Source organism: Reichenbachiella sp. 5M10, assembly GCF_002742335.1.
In the GTDB taxonomy this organism is placed as follows: domain Bacteria; phylum Bacteroidota; class Bacteroidia; order Cytophagales; family Cyclobacteriaceae; genus Reichenbachiella.
Window position 1 is genome coordinate 3,963,878 of sequence record NZ_MDGR01000007.1, and the last position, 16,337, is coordinate 3,980,214.

Annotated in this window: 11 protein-coding genes and 2 tRNA genes; 4 read left to right on the plus strand and 9 right to left on the minus strand. The window is 45.4% G+C overall.

Annotation, left to right across the window (positions count from 1 at the left end; all coding sequences use genetic code 11):
* Nucleotides 1-24 precede the first annotated feature (24 nt).
* Complete coding sequence (locus BFP72_RS16110; RefSeq protein ID WP_099600115.1) at nucleotides 25-1,194, minus strand: AIR synthase related protein; 1,170 nt, start codon at nucleotides 1,192-1,194, stop codon at nucleotides 25-27.
* Nucleotides 1,195-1,340: 146 nt separating this feature from the next.
* Between BFP72_RS16110 and acs the strand changes: the two genes are divergently transcribed.
* Complete coding sequence (acs, locus tag BFP72_RS16115; RefSeq protein ID WP_255397277.1) at nucleotides 1,341-3,272, plus strand: acetate--CoA ligase; 1,932 nt, start codon at nucleotides 1,341-1,343, stop codon at nucleotides 3,270-3,272.
* A gap of 45 nt (nucleotides 3,273-3,317) precedes the next feature.
* Here the strand turns inward: acs and BFP72_RS16120 are convergent, their stop codons facing one another.
* The 4 genes from BFP72_RS16120 to BFP72_RS16135 form a co-directional block, all read right to left on the minus strand.
* Nucleotides 3,318-6,209, minus strand: a complete 2,892-nt coding sequence (locus tag BFP72_RS16120) for a two-component regulator propeller domain-containing protein (protein WP_158233439.1) — start codon at nucleotides 6,207-6,209, stop codon at nucleotides 3,318-3,320.
* Nucleotides 6,210-6,339: 130 nt separating this feature from the next.
* Nucleotides 6,340-7,884: an aldehyde dehydrogenase family protein gene (locus tag BFP72_RS16125; RefSeq protein WP_099600118.1), complete on the minus strand. Its 1,545-nt coding sequence runs from the start codon at nucleotides 7,882-7,884 to the stop codon at nucleotides 6,340-6,342.
* A gap of 380 nt (nucleotides 7,885-8,264) precedes the next feature.
* Nucleotides 8,265-9,752: a Do family serine endopeptidase gene (locus BFP72_RS16130; protein ID WP_099600119.1), complete on the minus strand. Its 1,488-nt coding sequence runs from the start codon at nucleotides 9,750-9,752 to the stop codon at nucleotides 8,265-8,267.
* Between the two features lie 141 nt (nucleotides 9,753-9,893).
* Nucleotides 9,894-10,331, minus strand: coding sequence for an Hsp20/alpha crystallin family protein (locus BFP72_RS16135; RefSeq protein ID WP_099600120.1), 438 nt, complete (start codon nucleotides 10,329-10,331; stop codon nucleotides 9,894-9,896).
* Nucleotides 10,332-10,625: 294 nt separating this feature from the next.
* Here BFP72_RS16135 and BFP72_RS16140 point away from each other — a divergent pair.
* Together BFP72_RS16140 and hemH are read left to right on the plus strand one after the other, a co-directional pair.
* Nucleotides 10,626-10,699, plus strand: a tRNA-Asn gene (locus BFP72_RS16140).
* 592 nt (nucleotides 10,700-11,291) lie between these two features.
* Entirely contained in the window at nucleotides 11,292-12,296 is a 1,005-nt protein-coding gene (gene hemH / locus BFP72_RS16145; protein WP_099600121.1) for a ferrochelatase, read from the plus strand.
* Nucleotides 12,297-12,326: 30 nt separating this feature from the next.
* Here the strand turns inward: hemH and BFP72_RS16150 are convergent, their stop codons facing one another.
* Entirely contained in the window at nucleotides 12,327-13,463 is a 1,137-nt protein-coding gene (locus BFP72_RS16150; protein WP_099600122.1) for a cysteine desulfurase family protein, read from the minus strand.
* Between the two features lie 87 nt (nucleotides 13,464-13,550).
* On the opposite strand from BFP72_RS16150, the gene BFP72_RS16155 reads away from it, so the two are divergent.
* Complete coding sequence (locus tag BFP72_RS16155; RefSeq protein ID WP_099600123.1) at nucleotides 13,551-13,910, plus strand: LytTR family DNA-binding domain-containing protein; 360 nt, start codon at nucleotides 13,551-13,553, stop codon at nucleotides 13,908-13,910.
* Between the two features lie 230 nt (nucleotides 13,911-14,140).
* On the opposite strand, the gene BFP72_RS16160 is transcribed toward BFP72_RS16155, so the two are convergent.
* The 3 genes from BFP72_RS16160 to murF all read right to left on the minus strand — a co-directional run bounded on the left by BFP72_RS16160 (nucleotide 14,141) and on the right by murF (nucleotide 16,246).
* Nucleotides 14,141-14,218 (minus strand) — tRNA-Val (locus BFP72_RS16160).
* Between the two features lie 100 nt (nucleotides 14,219-14,318).
* The gene (locus BFP72_RS16165; protein WP_099600124.1) at nucleotides 14,319-14,975 is read right to left on the minus strand and encodes a DUF2461 domain-containing protein; all 657 of its coding nucleotides are present in this window, start codon (nucleotides 14,973-14,975) and stop codon (nucleotides 14,319-14,321) included.
* Nucleotides 14,966-16,246 (minus strand): UDP-N-acetylmuramoyl-tripeptide--D-alanyl-D-alanine ligase, encoded by a 1,281-nt coding sequence (gene murF / locus BFP72_RS16170; RefSeq protein WP_255397238.1) that lies wholly within the window; start codon nucleotides 16,244-16,246, stop codon nucleotides 14,966-14,968. The genes BFP72_RS16165 and murF overlap by 10 nt, the downstream gene beginning before the upstream one ends.
* Nucleotides 16,247-16,337: the final 91 nt, after the last annotated feature.

Consider the following 16,337-nt stretch of genomic DNA (forward strand, 5'->3'; position numbering starts at 1 on the left):
GGAGCAGCACAGTTCACCCATGTATTACTTCAAATACTCGAACTCGCCGTTCACCGTTTTGATGGTGGCTTTGGTGGTTTCGGAGGATTCTACGCGACCGATGATTTGAGCAGGTACGCCGAAGGATTCCGAAATGGCGATGATCTCTGCTGCTAGCTCTTCTGGTACATAGAGTTCCATACGGTGCCCCATGTTGAAGACTTTGTACATTTCTTTCCAGTCCGTACCACTCTCCTCGTGGATCAGCTTAAACAGCGGAGGAATCTCGAAGAGATTGTCTTTGATCACATGTACATCATTGACGAAGTGTAGCACCTTGGTTTGGGCGCCACCGCTACAGTGTACCATACCATGGATTTGTGATCTATAGCTTTCCAGTATCTTTTTGATGATAGGCGCGTAGGTTCTGGTCGGTGACAAGACGAGTTTACCTGCGTCTAGCGGTGAGCCTTCTACTTTGTCTAGCAAATCCTTGCTCCCTGAGTAGATGAGCTCAGCGGGTACAGATGGGTCAAAACACTCTGGATACTTCTCCATGTACTTCTTGGCGAAGACATCATGGCGCGCAGAAGTCAAGCCGTTGCTACCCATACCGCCGTTGTACTCGGTCTCATAGTTGGCCTGTCCATACGAGGCTAGTCCGACGATGACGTCACCTCCTTTGATTTTCTCATTGCTGATCACATCGGCTCTTTTCATGCGGCCGATGACGGTACTGTCTACTACGACGGTGCGTACGAGATCACCCAAATCAGCAGTTTCACCACCCGTAGATTTGATATCCACGCCATTGTCACGGAGCATCTGGAGGACCTCTTCGGTACCTTCGATCAGTGCGGTGAGCACTTCTCCCGGAATCAAATTTTTGTTCCTACCTATCGTGGACGAGAGCAAGATGTTGTCGACTGCACCTACACACAGCAGGTCGTCGGTGTTCATGATGACTGCATCCTGTGCGATCCCTTTCCAGACCGACAGGTCACCCGTTTCTTTCCAATACATATAGGCCAGAGACGACTTGGTCCCTGCACCATCGGCATGCATGATGTTGCAGTAGTCCTCGCTACCACCGAGCATATCAGGGACGATTTTACAAAAGGCATTTGGGAATACGCCTTTGTCTATGTTTTTGATGGCGTTGTGTACGTCTTCTTTAGAGGCCGACACGCCTCTCTGCATATATCTTTCGTCCATGGTATTGTGCAATATTATTGTGCCGCAAAGCTAATAAACTTACTCTTGCGTCGATTGATTCGTTCTTGGAATATTCTCTACTGACATTGAGGGCATTTTATTCGCCTCTCGGCTAAATTTTCCTCCCACTTGAGGCAAAAAAAATTATATTTAGACCAACAAGAAGACTAAATCAAAATGCCATGTTAAGCAAAGTAGAAAATCTCAGTGAATACTTTTTGGCCTACGAAAAAAGTGTTGCCAATACAGACACCTTTTGGGAGAGAGTAGCCAATCAGTTTTACTGGAGAAAAAAATGGGACAAAGTAGTAGAATCAGATTTTGAGAACGGAAAAGTAGAGTGGTTCATCAATGGAAAGCTCAACATCACCGAAAACATCCTCGAACGCCACCTATTCACCATTGGCGACAAGCCTGCAATCATATGGGAGCCCAACGACCCCAAAGAAGACAACATTGTCTTGACCTACAAACAACTCCATGAGAAGGTCTGTGAGTTTGCCAACGTGCTACTCCGCAACAAGGTCCAAAAAGGTGATCGCGTCATCATTTACATGCCGATGATCCCAGAGGCGGCCATAGCCATGCTCGCTTGTGCACGTATCGGTGCTGTACATTCGGTTGTGTTTGCGGGGTTTTCCTCCTCAGCACTTGCCGATCGGATCATCGATTGTAAAGCCAAAATGGTCTTGACCTCCGACGGCAACTTCAGAGGAGCAAAATCCATCGGCGTAAAATCAGTCGTGGACGAAGCACTAGAAAAAACAACAACAGTCGAAAAAGTCATCGTCGTAGAGCGCACCAAGACGCCTGTCGTCATGAAGGCAGACAGAGACCTATGGTGGCATGACGAAGTGGCCAAAGTAGACGCCAACAATAAGGCCGAGGAAATGGACTCAGAGGACATGCTCTTCATCCTGTACACATCTGGCTCGACGGGACAGCCCAAAGGAGTCGTACACACCACAGGAGGCTACATGGTCTACACCCAGTATTCGTTCCAAAACGTGTTTCAATACAATACCGATGATGTGTACTGGTGTACCGCCGATGTGGGGTGGATCACGGGACACTCCTACATTGTCTATGGCCCGCTATTGACAGGGGCGACTACAATCATGTTTGAGGGAGTTCCTACCTACCCTACGCCAGGGAGGTTTTGGGAAATCGTCGACAAATACAAGGTCAATCAATTTTATACTGCTCCGACAGCCATCCGAGCCTTACAAGCCTATGGTCTAGAAGCTGTCACCCCCTACAAACTAGACTCTCTCAAAGTGCTCGGCACGGTAGGAGAACCCATCAACGAAGAAGCATGGCACTGGTACCACGATCATATCGGCAAAGGCAAATGTCCGATTGTCGATACCTGGTGGCAGACCGAGACGGGTGGCATTATGATTTCGCCTCTTGCAGGGTTGACGCCTACCAAACCCGCCTACGCGACACTGCCCCTACCAGGCATACGACCTGTGATCGTAGATGCGGACGGCAAAATCTTGAAAGGAAATGGAGTACAGGGTAATCTGTGCATCAGCCACGCCTGGCCCTCGATGATACGCACCACCTATGGTGATCACGAGCGCTGCATCAATACCTACTTCTCCACCTACAAAGGCATGTATTTCACTGGAGATGGAGCCAAACGAGATGAAGACGGATACTATCGTATCCTTGGGCGAGTCGATGATGTGATCAATGTATCCGGTCACAGAATGGGTACTGCCGAAGTAGAAAATGCCATCAACGAGCACCCAAAAGTCATCGAATCGGCAGTAGTCGGTTTCCCACATGACATCAAAGGACAAGGCATCTATGCTTATGTCATCTGTGACATGGAAGGGCGTACAGAGGCAAACCTCAAAGAAGAGATCCGTGCAACGGTCAGCAAAATCATCGGACCAATCGCCAAACCAGACAAGGTACAGATCGTGTCGGGATTGCCCAAAACCCGATCTGGCAAAATCATGCGTCGAATCCTCCGAAAGGTAGCTGAAAATGATACGTCTAGCTTAGGTGATACCTCTACACTACTCAATCCAGAGGTCGTAGACGAGATCATCAAGGGAGCACAATAATACCTCCCAAACACTTTTAATCCCCCAGAGTCATCCTTTGGGGGGTTATTCCTCCTTCAGATGCTCTTCGATTTCACTCCCCATACTTTTGGTGATCTCATCCATCTCGTAGGAAGATTCCTCGATCTTGTCCATCCAAAATTTCTTTTCTTCTGAACTGGTCTTCTTGACCAAAGCTATCATACCCATGATACGTGTGAGGGGACCCCGCACTCTGTGCGCATTGTCAAATGCAAACTTGGTCAACTTTTCATTTTTCTCGCGAATCTCATGGGTACGAATCTGTACCAATTCTTCAAGCTTTTCATTCATCTCGTTGAGAGCATCATTGTAGGCTTTCAATTCATCGGCTTGATCCATGATTGCTTTGTTGAGTCCTTCCAGTTCCATATTCTTCTCACTGAGCAATGCGGTCCTTTCCTTGACCATGTTTTTGAGTCTACGCTCTCGTCGGTACAAGTTGAGTGTACGCCATCTCACGATCAAATATACGACCAACGCTACCCCAATCACTTCCAGTACAATCACCCACCACTTGAGCCACCACGGAGGCAAGATCACAATGCGAATTGATGCAGGAGTCTCTTGCCATACCCCATCATTATTGGCTGCCTTGACCTTGAATACATACGAACCATAGGGAAGATGAGAATAAGTTGCTTCCGTTTGGTGTCCTACATAATTCCATCGATTATCCATTCCTTCGAGCTGATAAGCATAGGTCGTGTACTCTGGACGCGTATAGTTGAGCGCCACATACCCAATCGTAAACTGCCATTGGTCGCTATCGAAAACCACCTCATCTACTGTACTGAGATGTTGTGCGATCAGACCTGTAGAGTCCCCTGGCAATACCTTCTTATTGAAAAGCTTCAACCCCGAAATATACACCTCAGGGGCGAAGCTATTGAAGGGCATTTGAGCTGGATCGAAATAATTGACCCCCTCAGTCCCACCGACATATATCCTACCTGTACGACTTTTATAGAAGGTGTTTTTCGTGAATTTGCCTTGCTGCAATCCATCTCTGGATGAATAATTCACCACAGAGTCACTCTCTACTAGATACTTGCTCAATCCCCGAATAGTCGCAAACCAAAAGTCTCCCCGATCATCTTGAACAATCGATCGAATGTCAGATGCAGGCAATTTCTCCTCTAACACTCGCTCAAACTCCATGGTCTCACTGTCCACTCTTATGAGCCCTGAGGAAGTCGCACAATATATACGACGATCCTTTCCTTCAATAATTTGAGCAACCCAATCATTGGCAATATCAAATGACTCATCATCATTGAACTGAAGCGGCTCGAAATACCCACGGTTCTTGTTTTCATACCGTAGCAAATACAGGCCACTCGCTTCCCCACCTACCCAAATATCCCCTCGACTGTCTTCGTATAACGCAAAAGTCAAATCACTTTTCAAACTATTTGGGTTTTGCCGATCATACCGATAGCTCTGGACCTCTCCTGATGACATATCGATACGCTGTACACCACAAGCAAAACCAGTTGCCCAAATCATTCCGTCTTTGTCCTGAATCAATTCAAAAACACTGTTGAGAGCTGTCTTCTCAGGCAAAAACCGCTTCACTTCGAACGTCTCGGTATCTATGATGTTGATTCCTCCATTCCAGGTACCTACCATAAGTTGACTCTCTCCAATATCCAACATCGTCAATACAGCATCTGAAGAAAGGGACGTTTCTATATGATCATCCCATCGAATCAACTCCACGGATTCATTATTTGGGTCGTAAACATTGATCCCTCCTCCATCCGTCGCTATCCATATTCTCCCCCTTTCATCTTCATGAAAATCACGAATGATGTTATTGCTCAAGCTGAGGCTCTTTGCGTGTGTCTTTCTGATGTGATAAAATTTATTAAGGTACGGGTCCACCACATCTACCCCCTCTAGAGCAGTCCCTACCCAAAGTCGATTTTGGCGATCTTGGTAGACACATCGTATAGACATATTGGTAATCGAATTGGGAGAGTTGTCGGGCACGTAGTTGTAAAAGCCCTCTACCAAAGAGTCGTATCGATGCAATCCACCATTATCATTGCATACCCAAACATGACCCTCTCTATCCAAATAGATTGAGGTTATAAAATTGTTTCGCAACGAATACTTCTGTCCAGCCATATGTACCATTTGTCGACCGACGGCAGGGGAACCTTGACTTAGGTCAACCTCGAAAACCCCATCTTCGGCTGTACCGACCCACAAATGATCAGCATCGATCAGTTCTAGTGCTACAATGGACTGTACATCTTGTCCATTCTGATCTCGCAAGGGCAAATTATACACCTGATTGGTTTTCAAATCAAGATAATTTAGCCCCTTGGCATTGTGCCCAATCCACAATTGATGCCTCTGAACATCCAAAGCCAACGCCCTCAAAGCCAAACTGTGAAGTGGATAATTTGCCAGGGGTGTCTCCTCTCCTTTGGCAAAAAAAGGTGTCAACCGGTTGGTTTCATAATCATAGACGAGTAATCCTTCGGACAAACTCGCAACCCACAGTTGGCGGAGCACAGTATCCTCCACAAGATCCATAATTACATTGGGGTAGGACAATTCTGGAAAGTATCTCTCCTCCACATTTAGGTTTTCAAACTTGTCTGTCTCTGACACATACCGACACAGTCCATCAGTAGCTCCCATCCAAAACATCCCCTTGCTATCTTCTAATAGACACTTGACGCGACTGGAGTTGAGTGATGACGAGTCCCCATTGTTTAAAAACAGGCGGTATTTCTCCCCGTCGTAGCGGTGCAGTCCATTGTTTGTCCCTATCCATATGTAGCCTTTATCATCTTGACAAAAGGCCGTGATTTGATTGTTGTACAAGCCATCTATATGATGAAAATCTAACTTAGGAGCAGAAAGATCAGATGATCGCACATTTCCACATACGGCAACCTGCATTCCAAAAAGGAAAAAAAAAGTGACCCAAAGGGAATACAAAAGAGGGTGCTGTTGTCGAGACATAGGGATTAAGTATTTTCTAATATAAAATAAAAAGCTCCTAAGCCCTACTACATTGATCACAAAGCCACTAAAATTCGAATTTAATCCCTTGTGCCAATGGCAAGTCATTGGTGTAATTGATCGTGTTGGTCTGTCTCCGCATATACACTTTCCAAGCGTCTGAGCCAGATTCACGTCCTCCTCCAGTTTCCTTTTCTCCACCAAAGGCTCCACCGATTTCTGCACCTGAAGTTCCGATATTGACATTGGCTATGCCACAATCCGACCCTGCGAAAGACAAAAATTGCTCTGACTCACGCATGTCACGTGTCATAATCGCAGAAGACAACCCTTGGGGCACATCATTCTGCAGAGCAATCGCCTCATCTAAAGTAGCATAGCGAATCAAATACAAGATCGGGGCAAAGGTTTCGTGCTGTACAATCTCAAAATCATTGCGAGCTTCGAATATCGCGGGCTTGACATAGCATTCAGATTCATAACCGCCCCCTACCAAGATCTCTCCATCCACTACAGTTTTGGCACCTTCTGCTTTGGCCTTGGCTATCGCCTCTTGATACATCTGTACAGCCTCCTTATCTATCAGTGGCCCTACATGGTTCTGCTCATCAAGTGGGTTACCTATTTTCAATTGCCCGTAGGCACTTTTCAGCTTGGCCACAACCTCGTCAAATATATCTTCGTGAATGATCAGTCTGCGTGTAGAAGTACAGCGCTGACCACATGTACCCACCGCCCCGAATACTGCTCCAATTAGAGACATATCCAAGTCTGCATTTGGGGTAATGATGATCGCATTGTTCCCTCCCAGCTCAAGCAATGCTCTACCGAGTCGTTGTCCCACAGTCTGTCCTACCGCTTTTCCCATTCGGGTAGATCCAGTGGCCGACACCAAAGGGACTCTCGTATCTGCACTGAGCAACTGCCCCATTTGGGCATCGCCAATCAATAGGTTGCTGACTCCCTCTGGTACATCATTGTGCGCAAATACCTTGGCGGTGATTTTTTGACAAGCAATAGCGGTCAGTGGTGTTTTTTCACTCGGCTTCCACACGGCAACATCTCCACAAACCCACGCCAAGGCAGTATTCCATGCCCAGACTGCGACAGGAAAATTGAAGGCAGAAATAATCCCTACAATGCCCAAAGGATGGTACTGCTCATACATCCTGTGCCCGGGTCTCTCCGAATGCATCGTCAAGCCATAAAGCTGACGAGATAGCCCCACCGCAAAATCGCAGATATCAATCATTTCCTGCACTTCGCCAAGCCCTTCCTGATAGGACTTACCCATTTCATAGGACACTAACTTACCGAGTGCTTGTTTCTTTTCTCTCAGCGCATCTCCGAGTTGTCTCACGACTTCTCCTCGTTTGGGTGCAGGAATCTCTCTCCATTTTTTGAAAGCAGCAGCAGCAGTCTCTACTATCTTGGTGTAAGTAGATGGATCGGCTGACTGTACTGTACCGATCAGCTGACCATCCGCTGGAGAATAAGAGGCAATGGCCGTACCCGTAGAAGGCAACCAGCAGCTCCCTGTACTCGACCCTAACTCTGCAGTATTGAGATCGAGATTTTTAAGCGCGTCCTGTATTCCGTATTCTTTAGACATGATTTTGGGTTTTTGTTTAACTCAGTAGAACCATCGCCCTACTATAAATATGCACTCATCTGCAACAGATTCTTATGTCCAATGACCCGAGAATCGCTGAATATGACTTTCTCAAAAGTAAGTAAAATGTCAGAGCACACCTCTCAAAAATACGTTCGTTTTGATCTAGCCATAACCGTCTCTAAAAAAGAACGCCCAGTCTTTTTCAGACTGGGCGTTCCAAATTGTTAGCCACGCTAATTCTTTATCTTTACCTACATATCAAACTATATGAATAGTTACTGAGTCGTTCATACAGCCTCTATTCCTGTATGGTCTTCCTCGTCTAAGGCACCACGCACTGACAAATGTATGGTTCACAAAGAAAGAAAATAGATGTGTCACCACCCTATTCCGTAGTAAGCCTTTTGTCCGTTTTCATAATATCCCTCAATCAAGATGCCTGACCCATTGGATCCACTGGCCAAAACTTGAGACAATTGTTCAACATTGAGTATATCTCCACGATCGATACGTGTCACTACGAACCCTTCATGTATGCCTGCTTCTTTCCAGACGCCATTCTCCAACACGACAAGCTTTGCCCCTCCTTTGACTCCAAACTTCGCTTGCTCCTCTTTGGACAGATCCTCAAAAGTCGCTCCTTGAATCGTCACACTATTATTGGTCGCAGCGACTGTTGCGGTCGTTCCCAGTGTGTTTTGCAAAGTGGCTGACACGGTCTTCTCTTTGCCATCTCTCCACAAGGTTACCTGGACCTTATCACCAGGCCGATTAAGTGCTACTTTCTCTTGCAGTTCAGAAGTCTTGTTGACACGCTTGCCATTGATCGCAATGATCACATCTCCCGCTTTTATCCCTGCTTCTTCCGCCCCACTGTTAGGATTTACACCAGATACATACACCCCTTGCAAGATGCCTAGATCTTCTTCCTCGGCCAGTTGAGCATTGACATCTTGTATGCCTATACCGAGTAAGGCACGCTGCACGACACCAAATTCCTTCAAATCACCAATCACTTTATTGACCAAGTTAGCCGGGACCGCAAACGAATACCCTGCATAAGAGCCTGTTGGTGTAGCGATAGCCGTATTGATACCAACCAGTTCACCATTTAGGTTGACCAGTGCTCCTCCTGAATTACCCGGGTTCACTGCAGCATCCGTTTGCAGAAAGGACTCGATCTGCAAACGATCTCTACTTCTTAGAATATTGATATTCCTCCCCTTAGCACTAATGATACCTGCCGTGACAGTCGACCGAAATTCAAAAGGGTTTCCCACAGCCAAAACCCATTCTCCCACTTCGACCACATCCGAATTTCCAACTTTTACGAAAGGCAAACCCTTTTCGTCAATCTTCAACAAGGCCAAATCTGTCGTAGGATCTGTTCCTATAAGCTCTGCTTTATAGGTTCTGTTGTCGTTGAGCAAGATTTCAATATCATCCGCATTCTCTACCACATGATTGTTGGTCGCTATGTAGCCATCTGGACTCAAAATGACGCCACTACCAGTACCTACCGAAGGGCGCTGCTGATACTGTCCTCCTCCAGGGGCTCCAAAAAAATCTCTAAAGTACTGTTCAAAGGGATCGCGCGACTGCCTACTCGTGGTCTGTGCAGCTATCGTACTACGAATATGAACGACTCCTGGGGTCACCACTTTGGCAGCATCTACGAAATTCATACCTACTGGGGCTGCTGCACTTGATGTGGTATTGTAATTAGAAAACTGAACCTCTTGTGTTGTTGGGACTGTATTTGTCATAGGGGCATCTTGTGCCAACCACTCATAGCCTCCAATAGCCACTACGCCTCCTAGCAAGGAAGCTATCATCATTCCGATAAAGTTTTTTCTAGTATTCATATCATTCTTCTTTTGTGGAATCTGAACAATTAACGTAAGAAATATACAGAGGATCCACTGCTTAACAATATTTAACACAAAACCCCGACCTCTCCACCCTGAGGCTTCAAGAATCGGGGTTTAAACCAACCTAACCTAAACTTACTTTATTGCTATGTTCTTCTTTTGTTCCTTCTTTACGTCCTTCGGAATAATAATGTTTAGTATTCCATCTTCAAATTTTGCCTCGACACTTTCATCATTGATGTTATCAGGCATTTGAAAGGCTCTTTTGAACGAACCATATCTAGTCTCCACACTATGAAAATTCTTCTTGGTTTTCTCTTCTTCAAATTTTCTTTCTCCCGACACAGTCAGTACACCGTTGTTCAGTTCTATGGAGACATCTCCCTTTTTGAAACCTGGTAGCGCAAACTGCAGCTCAAAAGCAGCATCCGTCTCTGATACATCTACTTGAGGTACGAATGACTTGCTCGCCGACACTTCACTCTGAAAGAAATTGTCATTGAATAGATCTTCAAAAAATCTCGAGGTACTTGGTCTACGTGTTTTTGCTGGATTGTATGTTATAAGTGACATCTTTTTAAGTTTTTTAGTTTAATAATCAATTGTACCCTGCTTATAGAGAATTTGATGCCAACAGTGTTCTCAATAAAAAAAACATGTCATTACGGCCGTAAATATTCACCAAACACAAACAAACATGTCAACTTGTCTTGTTTTTATCAAAAAAGAACAACAATTTGTCTCTGCGCCTTAAGCATCACTCCCAATCAAAAAACTTTTTCCATCACTAATATTGTGAATTTAAAATATAGCTGCTAACATTGCATTCCCAAATCAAAAGAGGGCAAAAAGTTGCTCTGGGAACATTCCTCTTTAGCTCAGTTGGTTAGAGCATCTGACTGTTAATCAGAGGGTCGTTGGTTCGAGTCCAACAAGAGGAGCAAAGCCGTTGAAAGAACTTCAACGGCTTTTTTATTTCACTTCTCTCCAACCTCAAAACCAACCCCTCCACAAGAAGCCATACAGATCAGCCTGTATGGTTGGGATACAAATCAACCTTCTGACATAGAGCACTCATTATTCCAATCATTCAAACACTACCTCAAAGAATGATAATAGGTGGACATCTATAAAAACTCAAAAACAAATTTCGAACAATGAACCTTGAATAACGAAGTGACCTACTATCTCTCCCCTAGAGACACGAACTGATCCGTCTTCATTCATAAAATTGGAAACAATAGGACCAACACTTCCCTACATATACCACCCTCCAACCACAACAAAAACTCGACACGGAAACCCAGACACCTACAGCTCCTCACGCCAAAAACACGCAAAAACGATTCAATTCATTCATATTGGCAGGATTATGAAGTCATTTGGCAGGATTCTAAAATAATTACCCCCTTATTTAGCCAGTACATAATAATTAATTTTTCTCAAAATGCTGCTGGCTCCAGAACTCTCATTCTGGAGCTATTTTTTTGCCCTAACCTCACTAATTCCATCACTCATCTTTAGATTTGCGCCATGAAGAAAGGAGTTCTGTTAGTCAACCTTGGCACACCCGACAGCCCAAGTGTCCCACATGTAAGAAAGTATCTGCGCGAATTTTTAATGGACGGCCGTGTCATTGACATCCCTTTTCTCTCGCGGTGGCTATTGATCAACCTAATCATTGTCCCGTTTCGTGGACCTAAATCAGCCAAAGAATACCAAAAACTTTGGGAAGACAGGGGCTCCCCCTTGAAATACTATGGAGAAGATCTGACTCAAGCAACTCAAAAGAAACTTGGCAAAGACTATGAAGTCGTCTTGGCAATGAGGTATCAATCCCCCTCAATCCAAAAAGGCCTCAACCAACTCAAAGCTGCCAAAGTCAATTCAATCAAAGTGATCCCGCTATTCCCTCAATATGCCTCTGCCTCTACCGGCTCTGTAATTGAAGAAGTCATGCGAATCGTTTCTAAATGGCAGGTCATTCCAAAATTAGAAATTGTGGATCAATTTGTAGACCAGGAACTCTTCATCGAAACTATAGCCGCCAATGCCCGAAAACTAATGAAAGACACCAACTACGATCATTTCGTCTTCAGTTACCATGGGTTGCCCGAAAGACAAATTTACAAAGCGGAGATCAGCAAATGTTCCCTAGGAAGCTGCTGCAACCACTACGGACCCGCCAACAAATACTGCTACCGTGCCCAATGTTTCGAAACCACACGGCGCGTCATAGAAAAACTCAACTTAGACGAAAGCCAAGTCACCACTGCGTTTCAATCTCGCCTTGGCAAAAACCCATGGATACAACCTTACACTGACCACAAACTTGTCGAATTAGCAGAAGAAGGAATAAAGAAAGTACTAGCTTTCTCTCCGGCCTTTATTTCTGATTGCCTAGAAACCACTTTCGAAGTTGGACAGACCTATAGGGAAGACTTCATAAACGCAGGAGGAGAACAGTGGGATTTGGTACCAAGCCTAAATGTCGAAGAGTCATGGATTGATTGCGTAGCAGAAATGGCAAAACACTAAGCAACAACACCACAACATACGCCGCGCTATTTACCTGCCATTTATAATATCCGCAAGAGCTTCTACGGCATAAACCACTTCTTGCTTGGTAGTGAATTTGGAGAAAGAAAAACGGATTGCCCCACGATTGGGATCAGAACCGATCGCCTCCAACACATGTGAACCTATACTAGATCCGCTCGAGCAGGCACTTCCCCCAGAAACGGACACACCTTTGATATCTAGATTGAACAAGAGCATATCGTTCTCTTCCGACTCTGGTATCCCTACATTGACCACAGAATAGAGACTCTGCGAAAGATCGCTCGACAACCCATTGAACGTCACTCCAGACACCTTTTCTTTGAGCTGATCAATCAAGAGCACTTTCAACGCCTCTATATGCCTGCGATTGGACTCCATACCTGCATACGCCAATTCCAGTGCCGTCGACAACCCCACAATTCCCGCAAGGTTCTCCGTACCACCACGCATATTGCGCTCCTGAGCACCTCCATAAATCAGTGGGTTGATTTTCGTCTCGTGGTTGATATACAAAAAACCGACTCCCTTTGGCCCGTAGATCTTGTGTGCTGCACCTACCACAAAATCCACAGGCAACTGTGACAGGTCATGCACATACTTGCCCATAGCCTGCACCGTATCCGAGTGAAACACCGCGTCATGTGCACGACAAAGCAGCCCGATACGATGTATATCATTCAGGTTCCCCAATTCATTATTGGCATGCATCAAGGACACCAGAGACCTTGGGTTCGCTTTGAGCAACTCCTCCAGATGAACCATATCCAAGGCCCCATCCTCCAACAGCCTCACATACTGAACCTTGACCTCCCCGGCCCTCTCCAAAGCCTGCAACGTATGCAACACAGCATGATGCTCCAAAGCTGAAGTAATCGCCACACGCACGCTTTGCGAACGCACCGTAGACACAATCGCCGTATTGTCAGCCTCGGTACCACCCGATGTAAAAAAAATCTCCGCAGGAGAAGTATTCAGCAATTCGGCAATTTTTTTTCTAGAACGCTCCACCACCGACCTAGCCTCACGACCATGAGAATGGATAGATGAAGGATTCCCAAACACTTCCGTAAAATAAGGCATCATCGCCTCTAGCACTTTGGGATCCACGGGCGTCGTGGCAGAATTATCTAGATATACTTTCATTCCGCAAAAGTAAAAGGCAAAACATATATATTCGCAGAAATTTCTGAATTGACAAACCCTCCTTTCCGCCTACCTTATCATTCAGCTATGAAAAAAGAGACGTACAGTTGTGTTTGTATCGATGACGACAGATTATTCATCGAGATTCTAACCAGTAAAATCAATCAATTGGACTACTTGGAACTGCAAGCTTGCTACACAAGCCCCTTGTCAGCTCTCGTCAAGGTAGACCAACTCAAACCAGAGATCATATTCTTAGACATTGATATGCCTGACATCAACGGCTTTGCCTTTGTGGAGGCTTTAGATTACGATCCTGTTGTCATCATGATCACATCCCACTGGGAGCACCTAGAAACAGCACAAAAGAAGGGCATCCATGGATTCATCTCCAAGCCTATCAAATCCGCCGAGCAAATCTCCGACATCCTCATCAAGGTACTGTAACCCAACTACAGACCAAATCGCAGGACGCTCAAGGCTGAGCATGCATCGGACAGGAGAGGCAAACATTCAGTGTACTTTTACAAAAACGAGTAATAGCCAATTCAACAGCCTAGTTCGTTATCCTTCTTTTGAACGAAACAACCATCTATACCATGCCCGTGAAGCCATGCTGAAGAATAACAACACCAAAAGTATAAACACAAAAAAAGACAGCCAATATTGACTGTCTTTGGTGGGCGCTGAGGGATTCGAACCCCCGACCCCCTCGGTGTAAACGAGGTGCTCTGAACCAGCTGAGCTAAGCGCCCAAGTGTGTGCTTTTTTCACTACTTGTTCCTAAATCCGTTGATTTGGGAGTGCAAAAATAGAAACCATTCGTATTATTCCAAATGATTCTAGAAATAATTTTCAATTAATTGCATTTTTTAAGAATTGATTGAATTTACCCGCCTTTGCATAGGTCCTCACCGCTTCTTCTACAAAGTTCTTAGCCGTTAACTCTCCCTCACTCATCTCCCGTAGCACATAGAAGCTCTTGTACCGCAATATCTCGATCATGGGGTGATCCTTTGGGTAGCCCTTTGGTGCTGTCTTTAATTGCTCCCCTCGTACTTGCCCAAAAGTCTGTTTGAAATCTGGCTCATCGAGAATCTCTTTCAGGCTAGCCCCATTGTAGTCGATCTCTTGCCTAATATTAGCCAAGCTGTCTGGTTGTGGTTTGTACATACCCCCACCGATGAAGTGATGCCCAGGTGCAATATGAATATAATACCCGGTCCCCTCGGTCTTTTTACCTTGCTCACCTATAAGTGCTCCAAAATTGGTTTTATATGGCGTCTTGTCTTTGGCAAAACGAATGTCTCGATTGATACGAAAAACACACTTTCTAGGGTCCACTCCGATGACAGAAGGATCAAAAGCGGCAATCCCCTCGATCAACTCTCCCACTAGTGAGATAAAGGTCGCACGACACGCCTCATACCTCTTACGATTCGCATCAAACCACTCTTTGTTGTTGTTATGACTCAGCTCCGTCAAAAACTCAATCACCCCACTCAGTCCCATATTTCTTTGGTTTGAATTAGCCGCTCCATCTGCATGCTTCTTGAGCCTTTGATCAGTACTGTCGCCCCTGAGATCTTGTCCGCCTTGAGGTATTCAATCAGACGCTCGACATCCATGAGCACATGCACAAACTCCGAAGCCTTTTTGAATTCATTGCCCACCAAATACAAATTCTTTATCCCAAGCCCTTCCGCAACTTCCACTACTTTTTCGTGTTCCTCTATTGCGTACTCTCCAAGCTCCTTCATCTCTCCCAGCATGGCTATCTTCCGTACACCTGTCATGTGTGCCAGGTTTTCCAAAGCAGCCTTCATAGAGTCTGGGTTGGCATTATAGGCATCTAGTATGACCGTATTGGTCCCGAGCTCAAGGATTTGTGAACGGTTGTTGGCAGGAACATACTGATCGATCGCATTGTAAGGGTATTCGATCTCAAAATACCTCGCTACAGTCACCGCCGCAGCGATATTCATGTAGTTGTATTCACCTATTATCTCCGTGCTGTGCTCATCATCCTCCTCATCTGCATAGTTGACATATGGAGACGCTTCGATCAATTTACATCCCTCGTTGGGAAATTCAATGGCTGTTCCAAACCGCTTGGACATGTTGACCAAAACCGGATCCAGCTTATTGATAAAAGGTAAACCATCAGTCCGGCGCAGGTAATCGAAGAGTTCGCTCTTGGCACGGATGACATTCTCTCTCCCGCCAAACTCTCCAATATGGGCTGTACCAATATTAGTGATCAAACCATGGGTAGGTTCGGCAATCGTACATAGCAGCGCAATATCTCCTAGATGATTGGCCCCCATCTCAATGATCGCAAACTCTGTATCCGCGGGCATACTCAGTAGAGTAAGCGGAACCCCAATATGATTGTTGAGATTTCCTTGCGTATAGTGAACATTATACTCCTCCGACAGTGCTCTAGCCGTAAGCTCCTTTGTAGTTGTCTTACCATTGGACCCAGTGATCCCTAAAACCGGGATATCAAACTGTCGACGATGATGCTGTGCCAGCTCCTGAAGCGTCTCCAGCACATCATCTACCAAGATGCACCGCTCACCACCCTCCAGCGCCAATCGCGGGTCATCCATGACTGCCCATGCCGCCCCCGCTTGCAAGGCCGATTGAGCATATTGATTTCCATCAAAATGATCTCCACGCAATGCGAAAAATATTTGTCCTGCTTCAACAGTACGCGTGTCCGTATTGACCCCCGTACTCCCCAAAAACTTACTGTATAAATTCGAAATGATTTCTTTCAATCTTTTGTTCTTTGCTCTCGTAATCTACAAATATATTTAATCGGCATTCAATAAATAATCCAAAGTATTGCCTTATACTAGGTGGTACAAT

Coding starts and splice junctions, on each gene's coding strand:
- BFP72_RS16110 (WP_099600115.1), bottom strand. CDS start 1,194: ATGGACGAAAGATATATGCAGAGAGGCGTGTCGGCCTCTAAAGAAGAC.
- BFP72_RS16120 (WP_158233439.1), bottom strand. CDS start 6,209: ATGCAGGTTGCCGTATGTGGAAATGTGCGATCATCTGATCTTTCTGCT.
- BFP72_RS16125 (WP_099600118.1), bottom strand. CDS start 7,884: ATGTCTAAAGAATACGGAATACAGGACGCGCTTAAAAATCTCGATCTC.
- BFP72_RS16130 (WP_099600119.1), bottom strand. CDS start 9,752: ATGAATACTAGAAAAAACTTTATCGGAATGATGATAGCTTCCTTGCTA.
- BFP72_RS16135 (WP_099600120.1), bottom strand. CDS start 10,331: ATGTCACTTATAACATACAATCCAGCAAAAACACGTAGACCAAGTACC.
- hemH (WP_099600121.1), top strand. CDS start 11,292: ATGAAGAAAGGAGTTCTGTTAGTCAACCTTGGCACACCCGACAGCCCA.
- BFP72_RS16150 (WP_099600122.1), bottom strand. CDS start 13,463: ATGAAAGTATATCTAGATAATTCTGCCACGACGCCCGTGGATCCCAAA.
- BFP72_RS16155 (WP_099600123.1), top strand. CDS start 13,551: ATGAAAAAAGAGACGTACAGTTGTGTTTGTATCGATGACGACAGATTA.
- BFP72_RS16165 (WP_099600124.1), bottom strand. CDS start 14,975: ATGGGACTGAGTGGGGTGATTGAGTTTTTGACGGAGCTGAGTCATAAC.